The following is a 17,796-nucleotide window of genomic DNA, read 5'->3' on the forward strand; positions in this document are numbered from 1 at the left end:
CCGCCACCTCAACGCCGGGAATACCGCCCACAGTGGTGCAATCGAGTCACGGCTCCGCGCCGCTCTCACTCGGTGTGCCCGAGCCGATCCTGTGGTTCACTGGAGTCGTGGTGGCAGGCGACGACACAGGGCCGAGCATGCTCGGCAACCGGCTCAACTGGCTGCGCGCCGGAGTGCTCGGCGCGAACGACGGCATCGTGTCCACCGCTGGGATCGTCATCGGCGTCGCGGGAGCGACCACCGACCGCGCCACGATCATGGTCTCGGGCCTCGCGGGCCTCGTCGCCGGTGCCCTGTCCATGGCGGGCGGCGAGTACACCTCGGTCTCCACCCAGCGCGACACCGAGGCGACCCTCGTCGACGCCACGCAGCGGGAGCTGGCCGAGAACCCCGAGGCCGCCGAGGGCGAGCTGGCCGAGAGCCTGGAGTCCAGGGGCCTGTCGGCGCCGACGGCGCGCCTGGTCGCCCGCGAGCTGTCCGAGCGCGACCCGCTCCGGGCCCACTCCCAGGTCGAGTTCGGCCTCGACCCCGACGACCTCACCAGCCCCTGGCAGGCGGCGCTGTCGTCGTTCGTGAGCTTCACCTGCGGGGCGCTGCTGCCGCTGGTGGCGATCGGCCTGCTGGGGCCGGGCGTCCGCGTCCTCGGCTGCGCGCTCGCGGTGGTCGCGGCGCTGGCGCTGACCGGCTACACCTCGGCCGTGCTCGGCGGGGCCCCGCGCCTGCGCGCGACGCTGCGCGTCATGGCCGTCGGCGCGGCCACGATGGCGATCACGTACTCGGCCGGCTCCCTCTTCGGGATCGCCACCGGCTAGGGAGCCAGGTGCTGCACCGGCATCGTCAGGTACCGGTCGATGGTCGGCCCGATGGTCTCGGCGAGCTCTTCGACGCCGAGCGAGGCGATCGGTTCGAGCTTGAGGATGTAGCGGGCCACCACGAGCCCGAATATCTGGGAGGCGATGAAGCCCGCGCGGACGCGGAGGTTGTCGACCTCGCCGCCGAGGACCTCCTCGATGGTCTTGACGATCCGGTGCTCGAACATCTGCTTCATGATGAACGAGCTCGCCGGCCTGGACAGGCTGGTGCGGACGACCGCGATGAGCTTGTCCGAGTGCGGCCCGTCCCAGACGGCGACGAACGCGCGCATGAGCCGCTCTCCCGCGTCCTCCACACTGCCGCCGCGCAGCACGGCCGCGACTTCGGGAGCGGGGTCCAGCGGCAGCTCGACGGCGGCGAGGAACAGGTCGTCCTTCGAGCCGAAGTAGTGGTGGATCAGCGAGGGGTCGACGCCGGCCTGGGCGGCGATGCGCCGCATGCTGACCGACTCGTACCCCTCGTCCGCGAACATGGCGCGGGCGGCGGCCAGGATCTCCGCCCTCGTGTCGGGCTTGCCTGACCGCCGTCCGCTTCGCTTGGCTCTGACCACAGGCGGAGCCTAACCGGTCCGCCGTCGCAGCGTGGCGGCTCCGAGCACGGTTGCGACGACGACCGCACCGGCCACGATGCCGAGGTCGCCCCACAGCTCGGCGGTGAGCTCCGAGGACGTCTGCACCTGCTGGAGTGCCTTGACGGAGTAGGTGAGCGGCAGCGCGTCGGAGACGCCCTGGAGCCACCCGGCCATCTCCTCGCGCGGCCAGATCAGTCCGCACAGGAAGATCTGCGGGACGATGAGCACCGGCATGAACTGGACGGCCTGGAACTCGGTGGCGGCGAACGCGGAGACGAGCAGGCCCAGCGCCATGCCGAACACGGAGGTGACGATCGCGATGAAGGCGACCATCCAGGCCGAGCCGACGGTGTCGAGGTCGAGCCACAGGTAGGCCACGGCGGCGGCGACGCCGGTCTGCGCGGCGGCGCAGACCCCGAAGGCGATGGCGTAGCCGCCGACGAGGTCCATCTTGGCCGTCGGGGTGGTCATCAGCCGCTCCAGTGTCCCGGCCGTGCGCTCGCGCTGCATCGTGATCGAGGTCAGCAGGAACATGATCGTGAACGGGAAGACGGCCAGCAGGATGAGCCCGACGCGGTCGAACATCTGCGGCGAGGCGTCCATGATGGCGCTGATGAGCGCGATGATGAGCGCCGGGACGGCGAGGATGAGGGCGATGGTGCGCTTGTCGTTGAGCAGCTGGCGCAGGATCCGCGCGGCGGTGATGAACGTGATGCGAAGCGACATGTCAGCTGGTCCTCTCCAGTTCGCGGATGAGGTGGAGGAACGCGTCCTCCAGGTTGTCGGTGCCGGTGGACGCGCGCAGCTGGGCGGGCGTGTCGTCGGCGATGAACCGGCCCTCGCGCACCAGCAGGAGCCGGTCGCAGCGGTCGGCCTCGTCCATGACGTGGCTGGAGACGAGGAGGGTGCGCCCGGCGGACGCGAGGTCGCGGAACTGGCTCCACAGCTCTTCGCGGATGACCGGGTCGAGTCCGACGGTCGGCTCGTCGAGGACCAGGACCTCGGGCTCGCACACCAGCGCGCACGCCAGCGAGGTGCGGGTCTTCTGGCCGCCGGAGAGGTTCCCGGCCAGCTGGTTCGCGTGGTCGTGCATGCCGACGGCGTCGATGGCGGACATCGCCTCCTTGCGGCTGCGGCCGTACAGCGAGGCGAAGTAGGCCACGTTGGACTTGACGCTGAGGTCGGGGTAGATCGAGGCGTCCTGGGTGACGTAGGCGACGCGATTGCGCAGGGGCTTGGACCCGGCGGGCTCGCCCAGGACGGTGACGGTGCCGGACTTGACCTTCTGGGTGCCGACGATGGACCGGATGAGGGTGGTCTTGCCCGAGCCCGACGGGCCGAGCAGCCCGGTGACCGACCCGGCCGGAATGGCGGTGGAGACGTCGAGCAGCACCGTCCGGCCGCCGCGCTCGACGACCAGGTGCTCCACGACGACGGCTGGGTTGTCGGGTGGCATGGGAGCCTCCAATAATTCAACGACTGATGAATTCAATCTACCACAAGAATTCACCGATCAATGAATTATCCTGGGTCAAATCCGGCCGAGCGGTGATGCGGAGCCGTTATTCATTCGTTTCGATACGCTGCCGTATTGCCCGTACGCTTAAGCGCGATTGTCCACAAACGAATCTAGAACGGATGGCTGCGCCAAGATGACGCAACTTGATGAGATGGTGTCCGGAGCGAAGCGGTTGCTGGTGGTGGGCGGGGTCGGCCTGTTCGCCGCCTTCGGGCTCGCCGCCTGCGGTGCTGAAGAGGACGGCGGCGACGGGTCCGCCGGGACCTCGGAGTCGACCGCCGCCGAGGAGACCGAGGCCGCCGAGGACGCCGCCGGTGACGCCGCCGCGGCGTCCTACGGGGACGGCACCGCCCCCGAGGCTCCGCTGGAGCCCGGTGCCAGCGCCGAGATCGGCGACTGGTCCGTCGCGCTCGGGGAGGTCGTCGTCGACGCCGCCGACGTGATCGCCGAGGTCGATCCGACCAACACCGCGCCCGCCGAGGGCAACATCTTCATCATGATCGAACTCCAGGCCACCTACAACGGCGCCGACGCCGGCGACCCTTACATGGACCTGGCCTGGAGCGCCTGGGACGGCAGCGCTGACGTGGGAGAGGAGCCGTTCCTGCTCGCGCCCGAGGACCTGTCGCTGGTCGGGAACGTCGCCTCCGGCGAGACGGCCTCGGGGAACGTCGTGATCGAGGCTCCCGAAGGCGATTACTCGACCGTGGCGGTCGGCGAGCTCATGGGCGACCAGTTCTACTTCGCCATCGGTTAGACGGAAAGATCCGGCCGCGTGACGGGACGGGTGTCTCGCGGCCGGATCTTCTGGTCGCCGGTCTGGAGGTCCGGCGGTCGGGAGGCGTGTTGTCCGAGTGTGGGCTCAGGAGGATGCCTTCCAGACGAGGGGGTGGCTCGCGGAGAACTTTCCCGTGTGAGATGAGGGCTTGATCTCTTGACACCGGATCTCTTGACACCAGTTGAGGAGACGTCTTCCGCAAGCCCGATCTCTCAAGAACTTGCGCCTGGTTTTATGGGGCATAGAGCCTTTCGAGGTCGATCAGTGCCAGATCGGGGCGGTGCTCGGCGGTTGTTCGCAGCTCTGGGGTGAAGCCGGTGCGGGAGAAGACGCCGAGCACTGCGTCATCGCTGCGGTATTCGGTGGCGGCGATCAGCGCTTTGATGTGCTCGAGTCGTTCGAGCGCGCGGATGCCGGGCCGGTGCACGGTCGCCTTGGCCTCCCCGATGAACGTGATCTGCTTGCCGTCCATTGCCAGCACATCGATCTCGTGTTTGGCTCTGCCGGTTCGATCGTGGACGTTCGCCGTGCCGATCGCGCCGAAACCCTCGGGGCGGCCCAGTTCATCCGGCGCGAACCGGTGCACCCATTCTCGGCAGAGCTCCTCGAGGTGCGGCCCGAGGATCTGCGACAGGAAGGTGTGCCGCATGCCCTGCCATACCTGCTCGGACCGGCCCAAGTCGAGCTGCCCGAGCCGCGGAGCGGTGATGAGCCGGTCGAAGCGGATGATCGGGTCGCACACGGTGAGCGTGCCCCTGCCCCGCAGGAGATCGGTGTTCTCCGAGAGATAGCCGGCCGCCTTGAGCGTCCTGACCAAGGGCCGCACCGCATCCTTGCTGCGTCCGGTGACGGCCCCGATCTTGGACAGAGAAGTGGAGCCGTGCGCGATCGCGCCGAGCACGTCGTAGTAGGCGGAGCGGTCGCTGATGCGGGGGTCTTCGCGAAGCAGGTAGTCGACCTCGGCAGTGGTGAAGATGCCCAAACCCTTGCTCAGCAGCGTCTGGGGAATCCACTGCTCGAACTCCGCGGCGGTCTGCGGTGTCCGGTCGATCAGCCGCCGGTAGCCGGGATAGCCGCCGACGCAGGCGTGGACCTTCAGGGCGGTCTCGGGATCGGCGATGCCCCACAGGCTTCGAGCCTGCCGGTAATCCAGCGGGCCGAGTTGCAGGTCCACCGTCGCCCGGCCCCGCAACGGTTTGGTGCCGGAGAGCAGATCGCGCATGACGCTCAGCGCCGATCCGCACAGCAGGATCCGCCCACCGGGGCCTTCCCCTCGCTGTGACCGGTCGTAGAGAAGCTGGAGCAGTCCCGGCAGCTCGGGGGCCTTTGCCAGCGCGTACGGGAATTCGTCGATGACCACGAGCGGTGGCCGGCCCGGTGCCGCGACCCGCTCGGCCACCTCCAGTGCGCTGGTGAGCAGCTCCTCCCACGTGCCGGGCTCGGCGATCAGCCCTCCCAGGCCGCCATGAGCCGCGATGGCCGACGCGAAGCGAGTTCTCGCCGCCAGGTCGCCCTCGTCCTGCACGCACATGTGGTAAAGCCCGTCCACTGCCTTGCAGGCCGCTGTCAGCAGGAAGGTCTTGCCCACCCGTCGACGGCCCGAGACGATCCCGATCTGGAGGGTGCTTTCGCCGTCGGCGCGGAGCAAGCGTTCCAGCACGTGCCACTCGAGATCTCTGCCGATGACTTCGTCGGGTTTCTTCATGCGTCCTCCAGGGTTTCGTGCACCGCTGCTACCGCGAAATTCGTGTAATTGAAAGTACACGATAATCGTGTAATTCTGCCTACACGATACTCTCGCCGCTTGAACGATCGGGACAGAGAGATCCGGCCGCGTGACGGGACGTGTGTCATGCGGCCGGATCTTCTGGTCGCCGGTCTGGAGGTCCGGCGGTCGGGAGGCGTGTTGTCCGAGTGTGGGCTCAGGGGGTCACAGCACGCCGTTGTCCCAGGGGCCCCAGATGGCGATGGTGCGGCCCGGTTCTAGGGTCGGGTCGGCCGGGTCGCCCTCGGTGGCGCCCTGGAGGTCGATGAACAGGACCTTTCCGTCGGGGGAGAACGTCGCCCCGCACCATTCGGTGCCCCCCTCGTGGTACACGAACGGGAAGACCTCGCCCGAGCGGGTCAGCCCGCGCACTGCCGGGAGGTCGCGGCCGGTGTCCTCGCACAGCAGCAGGTTCCCGCTCGGAGTGACGGTGATGCTGTCCGGGCAGGACAGCAGTGCGGCGTCGGGCGACTCGAAGACGAGCCGCAGGCGGCCCTCGCCCGGGGTGTACTCCCAGATCTGGCCCTCGCCCTCGTCGCCGCCGGAGGTCGAGGCGATGTAGACCGCGCCGTCGCCCCACCAGCAGCCCTCCAGGCGCCCGAACACGGCCGCGCCGCGGGCCCAGCCCTGGTTGAACACCGCCAGCGGCACCGCCTCGGCGTCGGCGGGGTCGGCGTCGTCGATGTCCACCCACTCGACCGGGATGGACTTCCGGGTCCGCTGGCCGGTGCGGGTGTCGTGGTTCCATTCGCCGACGACCTTCAGCATCTGCAGCCGCCCGCCCGCGGCGAGCTCGCCGGGGACGTTCGGCAGGAACCGGTAGAACCCGGCGGTGCTCTGGTCCTCGGTCTCGTACACGATCCCGGTGCCCGGGTCGACCGCGACGGCCTCGTGCACGAACCGGCCCATCGCCTTCAGCGGCACCGGCGCGACCTCCCGCGTCGCGCCGGAGGGCACCTCGAAGACGTAGCCGTGCTCGGCGCCCCAGCCCGCTGCGGTCCCCGCCGTGGTCTCCTCGCACGAGAGCCATGAACCCCACGGCGTCGGCCCGCCCGCGCAGTTCGCGATCGTGCCCGACAGGGACTGCCACGCCCGCTCGAACACCGGCGCCCCTCGCTCCCAGCGGATCAGCATCGTGGTGGTGCCGCCGCCGCCCAGCGGGTCGTAGCGGTCGTCCGCTCCTCCCGAGGGCACCGCCTCGCCGGGGCCGGAGCGCTCCTCATGGTTGCGGACGATGCGCCACACGTCCGGCTCGCCGGTGGCGAAGCAGGCCATCGCGTCGTGCCCGAGCGGCACCGTGTTGCCGTCCGGCATGCGGCCGCCCGCCGTCGAGAACACCCTGAAGTCGAACCCCTCGGGCAACCACAGGCGCTGCTCGAAGCCCGACTCGGGGTCGGTGCGGGTCAGCTCGCGCAACTCGCCGTAGCCGCCGTTGTCGGCGCAGGCCTTGTCCTTGCCGCCCTCCTTCGCGGAGGCGGCGCGGATGGTCATGCCCTCCATGGCCGCGACGGCGAAGCGGTCGCGCGCTCCGCGGCGCGGGCGGCGGTTCGGGCGGGCCTGCTTGCTCGGTGAACGAAGTTGACTGGTCAAGAGCGTGCTCCTTCGGCGAGCCCGGTTGCGTCGCTGTCAGTTCGAATGTTCCCGACCGCAGGGGAGGGCAAGGGAAGCGGAACATGAACGGCAGTTGACCACCTGCATAAGCCTTCACCGCCTCCGGAATGTCGGACCAAGCTGCCACAATAGGTCCCGTGAGCACCGAAGACACCGATTTCGACAAAGACCGCGCACGCCACGAGGCTTTGTCCTCCGAGATCACCGAGCACCGCCGCCGCTACTACGTGGACAATGAGCCGACGGTCTCCGACGCCCAGTTCGACGAGCTCATGCACGAGTTGGTCGACATCGAGACCCGCCGTCCCGAGCTGAAGAGCTCCGACTCGCCCACCGAGCAGGTCGGCACGTTCTCCGAGGCGTTCACCCCCGTGCGGCACCTGGAGAAGATGCTCAGCCTCCAGGACGTCTTCAGCGAGGAGGAGGTCCGGCTCTGGGCCGAGCGGGTGTCGGAGGAGGCCGCGGGGGCCCAGTACCTGTGCGAGCTCAAGATCGACGGCCTCGCCGTCGACCTCGTCTATGAGCGCGGCCAACTCGTCCGCGCCGCCACCCGAGGCGACGGCACCACCGGCGAGGACGTCTCGGCGAACGTCGCCACCATCGCCGCCGTCCCTCAGCGGCTGCGGGCCGCCGAGGGCTTCGACGTGCCCGAGCTGCTCGAGGTCCGCGGCGAGGTCTACTTCCCCAGCGCCGACTTCGAGAAGCTCAACGAGGCCCAGGTCGCCGCGGGCAAGGCGCCTTTCGCGAACCCGCGCAACGCCGCCGCCGGATCGCTGCGCCAGAAGGACCCGGCCAAGACCGCCGAGCGCCCCTTGAGCTTCATCTCCCACGGCCTGGGCGCGCTGCGCGGCTTCCGGCCCGAGTCCCAGTCCCACTCCTACGCCGCCCTGGAGGCGTGGGGCCTGCCCACGAGCCCCTACTGGCGCGTGGTCGACACCATGGACGAGGTCTTCGGCTACCTCCACGAATTCGGCGCCAAGCGCCACGAGCTGGTCCACGAGATCGACGGCGTCGTCGTCAAGCTCGACGACATCGCCTCGCAGCGCCGCCTCGGGGCCACCTCTCGCACGCCCCGCTGGGCCGTCGCCTACAAGTTCGCGCCCGAGGAGGTCAACACCAAGCTCCTCGACATCAAGGTCTCCATCGGCCGCACGGGCCGCGCCACCCCCTACGCGGTGCTCGACCCCGTCCGCGTGGCCGGGTCCGAGGTCGAGTTCGCCACGCTTCACAACGCCGACCAGGTCAAGGCCAAGGGCGTCAAGATCGGCGACACCGTCGTCGTGCGCAAGGCCGGGGACGTCATCCCCGAGGTCGTCGCGCCCGTCGACGCCGCCCGCGACGGCTCCGAGCGCGACTTCGCCATGCCCGAGACCTGCCCCGAGTGCGGCTCGACCCTCGCGCCGGCCTCCGAAGGCGACGTCGACCTGCGCTGCCCCAACGCCCGCTCCTGCCCCGCGCAGCTGCGCGAGCGCCTGTTCTACCTCGCCGGCCGCCACTGCTTCGACGTCGACCGCATGGGCTACATCGCCTGCACCGCCCTGGTCCAGCCCCTGGAGGCCGAGCCGGTCCTCAAGGACGAGGGCGGCGTGTTCGACCTGAACATGGACGAGCTGAAGCCGATCAGGGTCGTCGTCCGCGATCCCGATTCGGGGCTGCCGAAGGTCGACAAGAAGACCGGCAAGGACAAGATCGCCACGCCCTTCGCCAAGCAGCCGCACAAGAAGACCGGGGTGATCGATCCGCGCAAGAACGCCGAGGAGATGCTCCAGAACCTCAAGAAGGCCAGGTCGCAGCCGCTGTGGCGGGTCCTCAACGCCCTGTCCATCCGCCATGTCGGGCCCGTCTCGGCCCAGGCCCTCGCCGAGCACTTCGGCGATCTCGACCGCATCATCGAGGCCGATGAGGCCGAGATGGCCGACGTCGACGGCGTCGGGCCCATCATCGCCGCCGCGGTCAAGGACTGGTTCGCCGTCGAGTGGCACCGCGAGATCATCGAGCGCTGGCGGGCCGCGGGCGTGCGCATGCGGGACGAGGCGCCCTCCGGTGCCGACGCCGTGGCCAAGACCCTCGTCGGCGCCACCGTCGTCATCACCGGCGCGATCCCCGACCACACGCGCGAGAGCGCCGCCGCGGCGGTCAAGGCCCGCGGCGGGAAGGTCACCGCCTCGGTCTCGAAGAAGACCAGCGCCGTCGTCGCGGGCGACAAGCCAGGCTCGAAATATGAAAAGGCGGTCGAATTGGGCGTCCGTGTGGTGCCGGGCGAGGAGTTCGAACGGATGCTCGAGGCGGGCCTGAGTGAAGGTGTCGAGTCCGATCCTGAATGATCACAAATGAATAACGATCCGTATTCCCCACCAGGGGTGCCCTCGTTACAACAAGGCAGAGTCATTGCGTGGAATCGTCCCGCACCGCTACGCCGGGTCATCTCGTCTCGCCCCGCGCGGCCGCCAGGCGTGTGCGCGCCGGGGCCGAAGCCGCCGCGAACGAGTGGATAACGGTTTCTGTCACGGGCATGTCGCGCCTGGTCATAACTGTGCCGCATGCGCTCCCGGCGTTGTCTGGGAGCGAAATTCGCGATATGACAGAGGAGTCGGTCACGGCCGTCCAACGGTGATTCTGGCGCGTCACCGTCCAAAGCCGTGGCAGTGGGAGGAGCGATATGGCCACGACGCTCATGCGCAACACTGCGCCTCGAGAGCATCCGGGCCGGTATTACGGCTACCTGGCAACGGTGGCCGTGTGCTCGATCGTGGCCGCCGTCCTGACGGCGGCCTACGCGGGCAGTCCCGATACCGGGTGGTTCAGCGTGCCCTTCGCGCTGTGGCTCACCGCCGGCCTCGCCCTCGTCGCCGAACTCCGCCCCGCCCGCTGGGCCGGACTGCGCATGTCGCCGATCGCGATGGTCTCCCTGACCTACGTCTACGCCACCATGGTCACCTGGGGCTTCCTGCCCGCGCTCATCATCCAGTGCGCGGCCATGACGATCCTGTTCGCGCAGCTCGGCTCGTCGGTGTGGCGCTCGGCGTTCAACCTCTCCCAGATGGGCATCGCCCTGTGCGCCGCCTGGTGGACGTGGACGGTGATCTCCGGCGGCGGCCCGTGGGACTCCACCCCGGCGCAGATCATCGGCCTCCTCGCCGCCGGAATGGTCTGGAGCGTCGTCTCCACCTCCCACGTGGCCACCGCGATGAAGTTCCGCGTCGGCGGCTCCTGGCCCGGCCACTTCTGGGACTGGTTCAGAAGCGAGTGGGCCCTGCGCCTGACCCTGACCGCGATCTCGCCGCTGCTGGCGATCGCCGCCACCACCTCCTGGTGGCTGGTGGCCGTCTCCGCCATCCCCATCTTCAGCGTCTACCGCATCCTCCAGACCGCCGCCGCCCGCGAACGCGAGGCCGAGCGCGACCCCCTCACCGGCCTGCTCAACCGCAAGGGCTTCCAGCAGGCCGTCGAGCGCAAGCTCGTCGACGCCGAGGAGACCGGCACCGACGTCGCCGTCTTGATCCTCGACCTCGACCGCTTCGCCGACGTCAACTCGGCGCTCGGCCACGACGTCGGCGACAAGCTCCTGATGGAGCTCGCCGACCGCTTCCTCGCCGACAAGCCCCCCGGCAAGGCCATCGCCCGCCTCGGCGGCGACGAGTTCGCGTTCGTCTGGGCCGAGCTCGACGGCATGACCGACCCGCTCGAATGCGCCCGCGAGATCCGCGCCAGGCTCGACAAGGCCATCGTCCTCGACGACGTCTCCATCGAGGTCGACGGCTCGGTCGGCGTCGCCGTCTTCCCCCACGACGGCCGCGACTACCAGACGCTGTTCCGCCACGCCGACATCGCCATGGACGAGTCGAAGAAGCGCGCCGCCACCTACGCCCGCTACGCGCCCGAGTTCGACCACCACTCGCCCGAGCGGCTCATGCTCCTGGGCGACCTGCGCCGCGCCCTCGACCGCGCCGACGCGCCCGGCGTGAACCTCTACTACCAGCCGCAGGTGTGCCTCAGGACCGGCGAGGTCGTCGGCGCCGAGGCGCTGCTGCGCTACCACCACCCCGAGCGCGGCATGGTCAACCCGGCCGAGATCATCGCCACCGCCGAGCACTCCTCGGTGATGCGGATGCTCACCGAACGCGTCATCGACATCGCGCTGCGCCAGCTCAGGCGCTGGAACGACGCCGGATTCCAGCTGCGCATGGCCGTCAACGTCAGCGTGCGCGACCTCCAGTCCCCCGAGTTCGCCGACTACCTCACCGACCGGATCGAGACCTACGGCGTGGACGCCTCCCGCCTCCAGCTGGAGATCACCGAGAGCGCCCTCATGGCCGACGCCAGGCGCGTGGTCGACAACGTCCAGCGCCTCTCCGACCTCGGTCTGGGCATCAGCCTCGACGACTTCGGGACGGGCTTCTCGTCCATGCAGCACCTGCGGCGGCTGCCGGTCACCGAGATCAAGATCGACAAGACGTTCGTGACCAACCTGATCGAGCGCGCCGACAACGCCGCGATCGTCTCCATCACCATCGACCTGGGGCGGGCACTGGACGTCGGCGTCGTCGCCGAGGGCGTCGAGGACGAGAAGGTCCGCCAGCAGCTGGAGGACTGGGGCTGCGGACTCGCGCAGGGCTGGCACTTCGCCAAGCCGATGAGCGCCGACGACTTCGACCGCTGGCTCGCCCAGCACCGCGCCACCGCCGACCACTGACCGACCCCGCTGGGCCACATAGGAACCCTCGTTTGCCCAGCGCATGAGCCGGGCGAGGGCACGAGGATCGCTCGCACTTGTCGTACCCGTGTGGAATCGTATCGGTATGAACGACGTGCTCAAGTCCTTCGAGCCGCACCGCCGCGAGCTGTGCGCCTACGCCTACCGGATGCTCGGATCGTCCTTCGAGGCCGAGGACGCGGTCCAGGAGACCTTCACGCGCGCCTGGAAGTCCTACGAATCCTTCGAGGGCCGCTCGAGCCTGCGCTCGTGGCTGTACCGCATCGCCACCAACGTGTGCCTGGACATGCTCAAGGGCCCGCAGCGCCGCGCCCGCCCCATGGACCTGGCCCCCGCCTCCGACGCCGGGACGCCGCTGCCCGCTCCCGAACCCGACTACGTGTGGGTCGAGCCGATTCCCGACTCGATGGCCTTCGGCGCCGACCCCGCCCAGCACGCCGAGGCCAAGGACTCGCTGCGCCTGGCGTTCGTCGCCGCCGTCCAGCACCTGCCCGCCAAGCAGCGTGCCGTGATGCTCATGCGCGAAGTGCTCCGCTTCTCCGCGGCCGAGACCGCCGAGACCCTCGAGATCAGCCCCGCGTCGGTCAACAGCGCCCTCCAGCGGGCCAAGGCCACCATGGCGAAGGTCCGGCCCACCCCCGCCGACGAGTACACGGTCGACGACGCCGACCTCAAACGCCTCGTCGACGGCTACGTCACCGCGTTCGAGTCCTATGACATGAAGGCGCTGACCGCCCTGCTGCACGAGGACGTGGCCCTGTCCATGCCGCCGTTCCCGATGTGGTTCCGCGGCCCCGGCAGCGTCGTCGAGTTCATGCTCGGCCCCGGCTCGGCCTGCCGCGACTCGAAGCTCGTCCCCGTCGGCGCCAACGGCATGCCCGCGTTCGGCCACTACAAGCCGAGCGAGGAGCCGGGCGTGTGGGAGCCGTGGTCGGTCACCGTCCTGGAGACCGAGGGAGGCCGCATCACCGGCCTGAACTACTTCCTCGACACCGCCACGCTCTTCCCGCTGTTCGGCCTCCCCGGCGAACTGCGCGAGGGCGCCTGAGAGCCGGGCCGACGACGAGACGGCCGCCCCGCTCGGGGCGGCCGTCTCGCGTCCTGGGTCTCCTGCGAAGGCTCGTCTCAGGCGGCGCCCGAGTAATCCATGAAGAACGGCTCCCATTGGTGGCCGTCGAGGTCCTGGAAGGCCCGGCCGTGCATGCCGACCTCGGACTCCTGCGCCCGCTTCTGCTCGTTGAACTCCTCGGTGCCGCCGGCCTTGACCGCGGCCTCGGTCAGCTCGTCGACGGCCTCCCTGCTCTCCAGCGACAGCGCGTACAGCGCGCCGGTCGCGGCGACGGTGTCGGCGATCGGCCGCTTGGTGAACGTGGCGTAGAAGTCCTTGCTCAGCAGCATCAGGCAGATGTTGTCGTCGACGACCACGCAGGCGGCGTTCGCGTCGGTGAAGGCCTGGTTGATCGACCAGCCGATCGCCTCATAGAACTGCTTGGAGCGGTCCAGGTCCGCCACCGGAAGGTTCAGGAAGATCATCTTGCCGCCCATGCTCGGCACCTCTCTCGTATCGTTGCTTCACCAGTACTGACGAGCGCCGCTTCGCGGATTCATCGCTTCCGGCGGGTTTTCCTTCCGACCGCCTCGCAGCGACTCCTTCGACCGCCCCGAGCGCTTCCCCTCGACCGCCGGCCAGTGCTGTCCCTCGACCGCCCCGGCCAGTGCTGTCCCTCGACCGCCGGCCAGTGCTGTCCCTCGACCGCCGGTCGACCGCTCGCCGACCGCTCACCGCAGGCCCGGCGCAGAAACCGGACGCCCGGCGACATGCGTTACATCGACACTTCTCACTGGCAGGCCGGGGCCTTACCTTCTTCGTAATGCACGTCACCGTGCGGTCGGGCGCGGGACGCGCGACCGGCACGGCACCCCCTTCAAGGAGGAAGGCCCGATGACTACGACCCCGATGCGCGACGGCCCACCGCCCCCGGTCACCGACGACGACCTCGCCGCCATGTACGACGACCCCCGCTTCACCGAGCTCAAACGCCGCCTGTTCCGATTCATCGTCCCCGCCACCATCGGGTTCTTCGCCTGGTACCTGCTGTACGCCCTCCTGTCCGCCTACGCCCGCGACTTCATGGGCACCGTCCTGTTCGGCAACATCAACGTCGCCCTGGTGTTCGGCCTGCTGCAGTTCGTCTCCACCTTCGGCATCGCCTGGGCCTACTCGCGCCACACCGCGCGCGAATTCGACCCCCAGGCCGCCGAGCTCCACGACGAGCTCCACTACGGCGAGGAGGACGCCCGATGAACCTCCTCGCACAGCAGACCGAGACCGGCCGCACCCTCACCCTCGTGCTCTTCCTGCTCATGGTCGTGGCCACCATCGTCATCACCATCTGGGCCAGGAACCACACGCGCGACGCCACCGACTTCCACTCCGGCGGCCGCGGCTTCAAGTCCTGGCAGAACGGCTTCGCGATCGCCTCCGACTACATGTCGGCCGCCTCGTTCCTCGGCATCGCCGGCATCATCGCCCTGTCCGGCTACGACGGCTTCCTGTACTCCATCGGCTTCCTCGTCGCCTGGCTCGTGGCGCTGCTCCTCGTCGCCGAGATGCTCCGCAACTCCGGCCGGTTCACCATGGCCGACGTCCTCTCATTCCGGATGCGCCAGCGGCCCGTCCGCACCGCCGCCGCCGTCTCCACCATGAGCGTCTCCATCTTCTACCTGCTCGCCCAGATGGTCGGCGCCGGAGCCCTCATCGCACTCCTGCTGGGCATCAAGGAGGGCGAGACCTTCCTCGGCATGAACGCCGAGGTCGCCAGCAACGTCGGCATCGTCTTCGTCGGCCTGCTCATGATCGTCTACGTCGCGCTCGGCGGCATGAAGGGCACCACCTGGGTCCAGATCTTCCAGGCCATCGTGCTGCTCGGCGGCGCGGCCCTGCTCGCCGTGCTCGTCCTCGCCGAATACAACTTCAACCTCTCCTCGCTGCTCGGCGATGCCGCCGACGCCTCCGGCATCGGCGCCGGATTCCTCGAACCGGGCCAGCGCTACGGCGTCGACGTGCCCGGCGACGCCATGCAGACGCTGTGGAACAAGCTCGACTTCATCAGCCTCGCCCTCGCCCTGGTCCTGGGCACCGCGGGCCTGCCCCACGTCCTCATCCGCTTCTACACCGTCCCCGACGCCAGGACCGCCCGCAAGTCCATCAACTGGGGCATCGGCCTCATCGGCTCGTTCTACCTGCTCACCCTGGTGCTCGGCTTCGGCGCCGCCGCCATCGTCGGCGCGGAGGCGATCACCGCGCAGAACGCCGCAGGCAACACCGCGGCGCCCCAACTGGCGCAGGTGGTCGGCGACAACCTCGGCGGCTCCACCGCGGGTGCCGTCATGCTCGCCATCATCGCCTCGGCCGCGTTCGCGGCGATCCTGTCGACCGTGGCGGGACTGGTCATCGCCTCGTCCTCGTCACTGGCGCACGACCTGTACAACAGCGTCATCCGGCGCGGCGCCGCCACCGACCGCGAAGAGGTCGCCGTCGCCAAGATCGCCGCGATCGGCGTCGGCGTCGTCTCGATCGTCCTGGCGATCTTCGCCCAGAGCCTCAACGTCGCCTTCCTGGTCGCGCTGGCCTTCGCCATCGCCGCCTCGGCGAACCTGCCCACCCTGCTGCTGAGCCTGTTCTGGAAGCGGTTCAACACGGCCGGCGCGGTGGCGGGCATCTACGGCGGCCTCATCGCCGCCGTCGGACTGGTGGTCTTCTCACCGGTCTTCTCGAGCACACCCAATTCGCTGCTCGGCGAAGGGGTCGACATCGCCTGGTTCCCGATGTCGAACCCCGGCTTGGTGTCCATCCCGCTGGGGCTCGTCTGCGCCGTGGTCGGTACGTGGACGTCCCCCGAGTCGAGGCCCGACAGATTCGCAACTCTCCAAGTGAGGGCCTTGACGGGTGCCGGCTCCGAGCGAGCCGTCAGGCACTGAGTCCACTCAGGCGGGGAGGGCCAACCCTCGGCCCTCCCCGCCCCTTTATGTGCCCCACGTTACAGTTGGCTGGTGATCGCGAGATCCCCCCACCAGCAGCTGCGCCGCCGCGGCTCGAACGCGGCGACGCTGGCCGCCTTGCGACTCACCCGCCAGATCGGCGAGGCCCTCGCCGACGGCCTCCACGGCAAGCACGCCGACGACGCCGCCCGCCGCCTCGCCCGCCTCCTCGGCGCCGACGCCGTCGCCCTCGCCGACGGCGACCGCATCCTCGCCGCCTGGGGCCGCCTCGACCCCGCCGCCACCGCCCAGATCCTCGCCGAGGCCCTCGACGAACTCGACACCGTGACCGACCCGCCCCTCAGAGCCGCGCCCCTCATCGTCTCCGACGACCTCGCCGGAGGCCTCATCGTCGCCGGGGACGTCACCGACGCCGAGGTCGCCGAGGCCGCGCTCCTCGTCGCCACCGCCCTCGACCACGCCGACCTCGCCCGCGCCCGCGAGCGCATCGCCGCCGCCGACCTGCGCACCCTCCGCGCCCAGATCTCGCCCCACTTCATGCACAACGCGCTCGCCGCCATCTCGGCCCACACCCGCACCGACCCCGAGCGCGCCCGCGAGCTCCTCTCCGACTTCTCCGACTACCTGCGCTACTCCTTCGCCGCCACCGGCGACTACGCCACCGTCGCCGACGAGCTCCAGGCCGTCCAGACCTACCTCGAACTCCAGCGGGCCCGCTTCGACGACCGCCTCGACATGACCGTCCAGATAGCGCCGGAGGTGCTCCCCGTCGCCATCCCCTTCCTCGTCGTGCAGCCCATCGTCGAGAACGCCATCCGCCACGGCTTCGAATCGCGGCCCGGCGTCGGCCACATCGCCGTCCGCGGCTTCTCCGAAGGCCCGCTGTGCGTCATCGAGGTCGAGGACGACGGCGACGGCATGGACCCCGAACACGCCAAGGCCGTCCTCACCGGCACCAGCGGCACCAACGGCACCGGCGGCATCGGCCTGGCCAACGTCGACCGGCGCCTGCGGGCCGTCTACGGCCCCGAATACGGCCTCCTGCTCGACACCGCCCCCGGCGCGGGCACCAAGGCCACCGTCCGCATACCCCGCTACGCCCGAGGAGTCATCGCCCAGTGAAACGCCTCCGCGTCCTCGTCGTCGAGGACGAGCCCTCCACCCGCGCCGAACTCGCCGGCCAGCTCGCCGAGCAGGCCGCCGTCGGCGACGTCGTCTGCGCCGACGGCGGCAGCGAGGCCGTCCGCCTCCTCGGCTCCGGCAGCTTCGACGCGGCCTTCCTCGACATCGCCATGCCCGGCATCGACGGCATGGACGTCGCCCGCGTCCTCACCCGCCTCACCGACGCCCCCGCCATCGTCTTCGTCACCGCCTACGACAACCACGCCGTCGAGGCCTTCGGGCTCGGCGCCGTCGACTACCTCCTCAAGCCCTTCCGCCCCGAACGCCTCGCCGAGGCCGTCGCCCGCATCGACCACCACCGCTCCGGGCCCGCCTCCACCGGGGAGAAGGCCGACGACCTCGCCGTCGTCCAGGTCGAACTCGCCGGGCGCACCGTCTTCATCCGCCGCGACGACATCGCCTACGCCGAGGCCCACGGCGACTACGTCCGCCTCCACATCGGACCCGAATCGCGGCCGCCCGCGGCGCACCGCCCCGGCCCGGCCGGGCGCGAATCGGTGCTCCTGCGCCAGTCCCTCACCTACCTCGAACAGGTCTGGGACGCCGCCGGATTCGTCCGCGCCCACCGCTCCTACCTCGTCAACCTCGCCGCCATCACCGAACTGCGCGTCACCTCCACCGCCGGACTCGTCGCGCTCACCGGCGCGGGCGAGGTCCCCGTCAGCCGCCGCCACTCGCGCCTGCTGCGCGAACGCCTCCTCCAGGCCGCCAGGAGCAACGACCGGAGCCGCCCCTGAACCCGCGCCGCCCGGCGGCGCCCGACCCCGACCGGAGTGAACGC

15 protein-coding genes are annotated in these 17,796 nt (G+C 69.8%); 9 read left to right on the plus strand and 6 right to left on the minus strand.

Going from position 1 to position 17,796, the window contains the following annotated elements:
* Positions 1-137 precede the first annotated feature (137 nt).
* Positions 138-812, plus strand: a complete 675-nt coding sequence (locus tag H613_RS0104780; RefSeq protein WP_051393006.1) for a VIT1/CCC1 transporter family protein — start codon at positions 138-140, stop codon at positions 810-812.
* Here H613_RS0104780 and H613_RS0104785 read toward each other — a convergent pair.
* From H613_RS0104785 to H613_RS0104795, 3 genes are read right to left on the minus strand one after another with little or no spacing between them, the layout of a single operon-like run.
* The gene (locus tag H613_RS0104785; protein ID WP_026922921.1) at positions 809-1,423 is read right to left on the minus strand and encodes a TetR/AcrR family transcriptional regulator; all 615 of its coding nucleotides are present in this window, start codon (positions 1,421-1,423) and stop codon (positions 809-811) included. The genes H613_RS0104780 and H613_RS0104785 overlap by 4 nt on opposite strands.
* Positions 1,424-1,432: 9 nt before the next feature.
* Entirely contained in the window at positions 1,433-2,170 is a 738-nt protein-coding gene (locus tag H613_RS0104790; protein WP_026922922.1) for an ABC transporter permease, read from the minus strand.
* A 1-nt stretch (position 2,171) separates the two neighbouring features.
* Positions 2,172-2,900: an ABC transporter ATP-binding protein gene (locus H613_RS0104795; RefSeq protein ID WP_035736258.1), complete on the minus strand. Its 729-nt coding sequence runs from the start codon at positions 2,898-2,900 to the stop codon at positions 2,172-2,174.
* Between the two features lie 196 nt (positions 2,901-3,096).
* Between H613_RS0104795 and H613_RS0104800 the strand changes: the two genes are divergently transcribed.
* A complete protein-coding gene (locus H613_RS0104800; protein ID WP_156925826.1) occupies positions 3,097-3,720 on the plus strand; it encodes a hypothetical protein in 624 nt (207 codons plus the stop codon).
* A gap of 253 nt (positions 3,721-3,973) precedes the next feature.
* Here the strand turns inward: H613_RS0104800 and H613_RS0104805 are convergent, their stop codons facing one another.
* Both H613_RS0104805 and H613_RS24395 read right to left on the minus strand, forming a co-directional pair.
* Complete coding sequence (locus H613_RS0104805) at positions 3,974-5,446, minus strand: ATP-binding protein (protein ID WP_026922925.1); 1,473 nt, start codon at positions 5,444-5,446, stop codon at positions 3,974-3,976.
* Positions 5,447-5,671: 225 nt separating this feature from the next.
* A complete protein-coding gene (locus H613_RS24395; protein ID WP_211234704.1) occupies positions 5,672-7,096 on the minus strand; it encodes an alkaline phosphatase PhoX in 1,425 nt (474 codons plus the stop codon).
* A 128-nt stretch (positions 7,097-7,224) separates the two neighbouring features.
* On the opposite strand from H613_RS24395, the gene ligA reads away from it, so the two are divergent.
* From ligA to H613_RS0104825, 3 genes are all read left to right on the plus strand, one after another.
* Entirely contained in the window at positions 7,225-9,441 is a 2,217-nt protein-coding gene (gene ligA, locus H613_RS0104815; protein ID WP_051392953.1) for an NAD-dependent DNA ligase LigA, read from the plus strand.
* A 335-nt stretch (positions 9,442-9,776) separates the two neighbouring features.
* A complete protein-coding gene (locus H613_RS0104820) occupies positions 9,777-11,810 on the plus strand; it encodes a putative bifunctional diguanylate cyclase/phosphodiesterase (RefSeq protein WP_026922927.1) in 2,034 nt (677 codons plus the stop codon).
* Between the two features lie 106 nt (positions 11,811-11,916).
* Entirely contained in the window at positions 11,917-12,879 is a 963-nt protein-coding gene (locus H613_RS0104825; protein WP_026922928.1) for a sigma-70 family RNA polymerase sigma factor, read from the plus strand.
* A 77-nt stretch (positions 12,880-12,956) separates the two neighbouring features.
* On the opposite strand, the gene H613_RS0104830 is transcribed toward H613_RS0104825, so the two are convergent.
* The gene (locus H613_RS0104830) at positions 12,957-13,376 is read right to left on the minus strand and encodes a VOC family protein (protein ID WP_026922929.1); all 420 of its coding nucleotides are present in this window, start codon (positions 13,374-13,376) and stop codon (positions 12,957-12,959) included.
* A gap of 397 nt (positions 13,377-13,773) precedes the next feature.
* Here H613_RS0104830 and H613_RS0104835 point away from each other — a divergent pair, with 397 nt between their 5' ends.
* From H613_RS0104835 to H613_RS0104850, 4 genes are all read left to right on the plus strand, one after another.
* The gene (locus H613_RS0104835; RefSeq protein WP_026922930.1) at positions 13,774-14,136 is read left to right on the plus strand and encodes a DUF485 domain-containing protein; all 363 of its coding nucleotides are present in this window, start codon (positions 13,774-13,776) and stop codon (positions 14,134-14,136) included.
* Entirely contained in the window at positions 14,133-15,812 is a 1,680-nt protein-coding gene (locus H613_RS0104840; RefSeq protein ID WP_026922931.1) for a monocarboxylic acid transporter, read from the plus strand. Before H613_RS0104835 ends, H613_RS0104840 begins: the two co-directional genes overlap by 4 nt.
* A gap of 138 nt (positions 15,813-15,950) precedes the next feature.
* Complete coding sequence (locus tag H613_RS0104845; RefSeq protein ID WP_026922932.1) at positions 15,951-16,955, plus strand: histidine kinase; 1,005 nt, start codon at positions 15,951-15,953, stop codon at positions 16,953-16,955.
* Entirely contained in the window at positions 16,952-17,752 is an 801-nt protein-coding gene (locus H613_RS0104850; protein ID WP_026922933.1) for a LytR/AlgR family response regulator transcription factor, read from the plus strand. The genes H613_RS0104845 and H613_RS0104850 overlap by 4 nt, the downstream gene beginning before the upstream one ends.
* The last annotated feature ends 44 nt before the right edge of the window (positions 17,753-17,796 follow it).

This window comes from Glycomyces arizonensis DSM 44726 (assembly GCF_000482705.1).
GTDB lineage: Bacteria > Actinomycetota > Actinomycetes > Mycobacteriales > Micromonosporaceae > Glycomyces > Glycomyces arizonensis.

Coding starts and splice junctions, on each gene's coding strand:
- H613_RS0104780 (WP_051393006.1), top strand. CDS start 138: ATGCTCGGCAACCGGCTCAACTGGCTGCGCGCCGGAGTGCTCGGCGCG.
- H613_RS0104790 (WP_026922922.1), bottom strand. CDS start 2,170: ATGTCGCTTCGCATCACGTTCATCACCGCCGCGCGGATCCTGCGCCAG.
- H613_RS0104795 (WP_035736258.1), bottom strand. CDS start 2,900: ATGCCACCCGACAACCCAGCCGTCGTCGTGGAGCACCTGGTCGTCGAG.
- H613_RS0104800 (WP_156925826.1), top strand. CDS start 3,097: ATGACGCAACTTGATGAGATGGTGTCCGGAGCGAAGCGGTTGCTGGTG.
- H613_RS0104805 (WP_026922925.1), bottom strand. CDS start 5,446: ATGAAGAAACCCGACGAAGTCATCGGCAGAGATCTCGAGTGGCACGTG.
- ligA (WP_051392953.1), top strand. CDS start 7,225: ATGTCGGACCAAGCTGCCACAATAGGTCCCGTGAGCACCGAAGACACC.
- H613_RS0104820 (WP_026922927.1), top strand. CDS start 9,777: ATGGCCACGACGCTCATGCGCAACACTGCGCCTCGAGAGCATCCGGGC.
- H613_RS0104825 (WP_026922928.1), top strand. CDS start 11,917: ATGAACGACGTGCTCAAGTCCTTCGAGCCGCACCGCCGCGAGCTGTGC.
- H613_RS0104830 (WP_026922929.1), bottom strand. CDS start 13,376: ATGGGCGGCAAGATGATCTTCCTGAACCTTCCGGTGGCGGACCTGGAC.
- H613_RS0104835 (WP_026922930.1), top strand. CDS start 13,774: ATGACTACGACCCCGATGCGCGACGGCCCACCGCCCCCGGTCACCGAC.
- H613_RS0104840 (WP_026922931.1), top strand. CDS start 14,133: ATGAACCTCCTCGCACAGCAGACCGAGACCGGCCGCACCCTCACCCTC.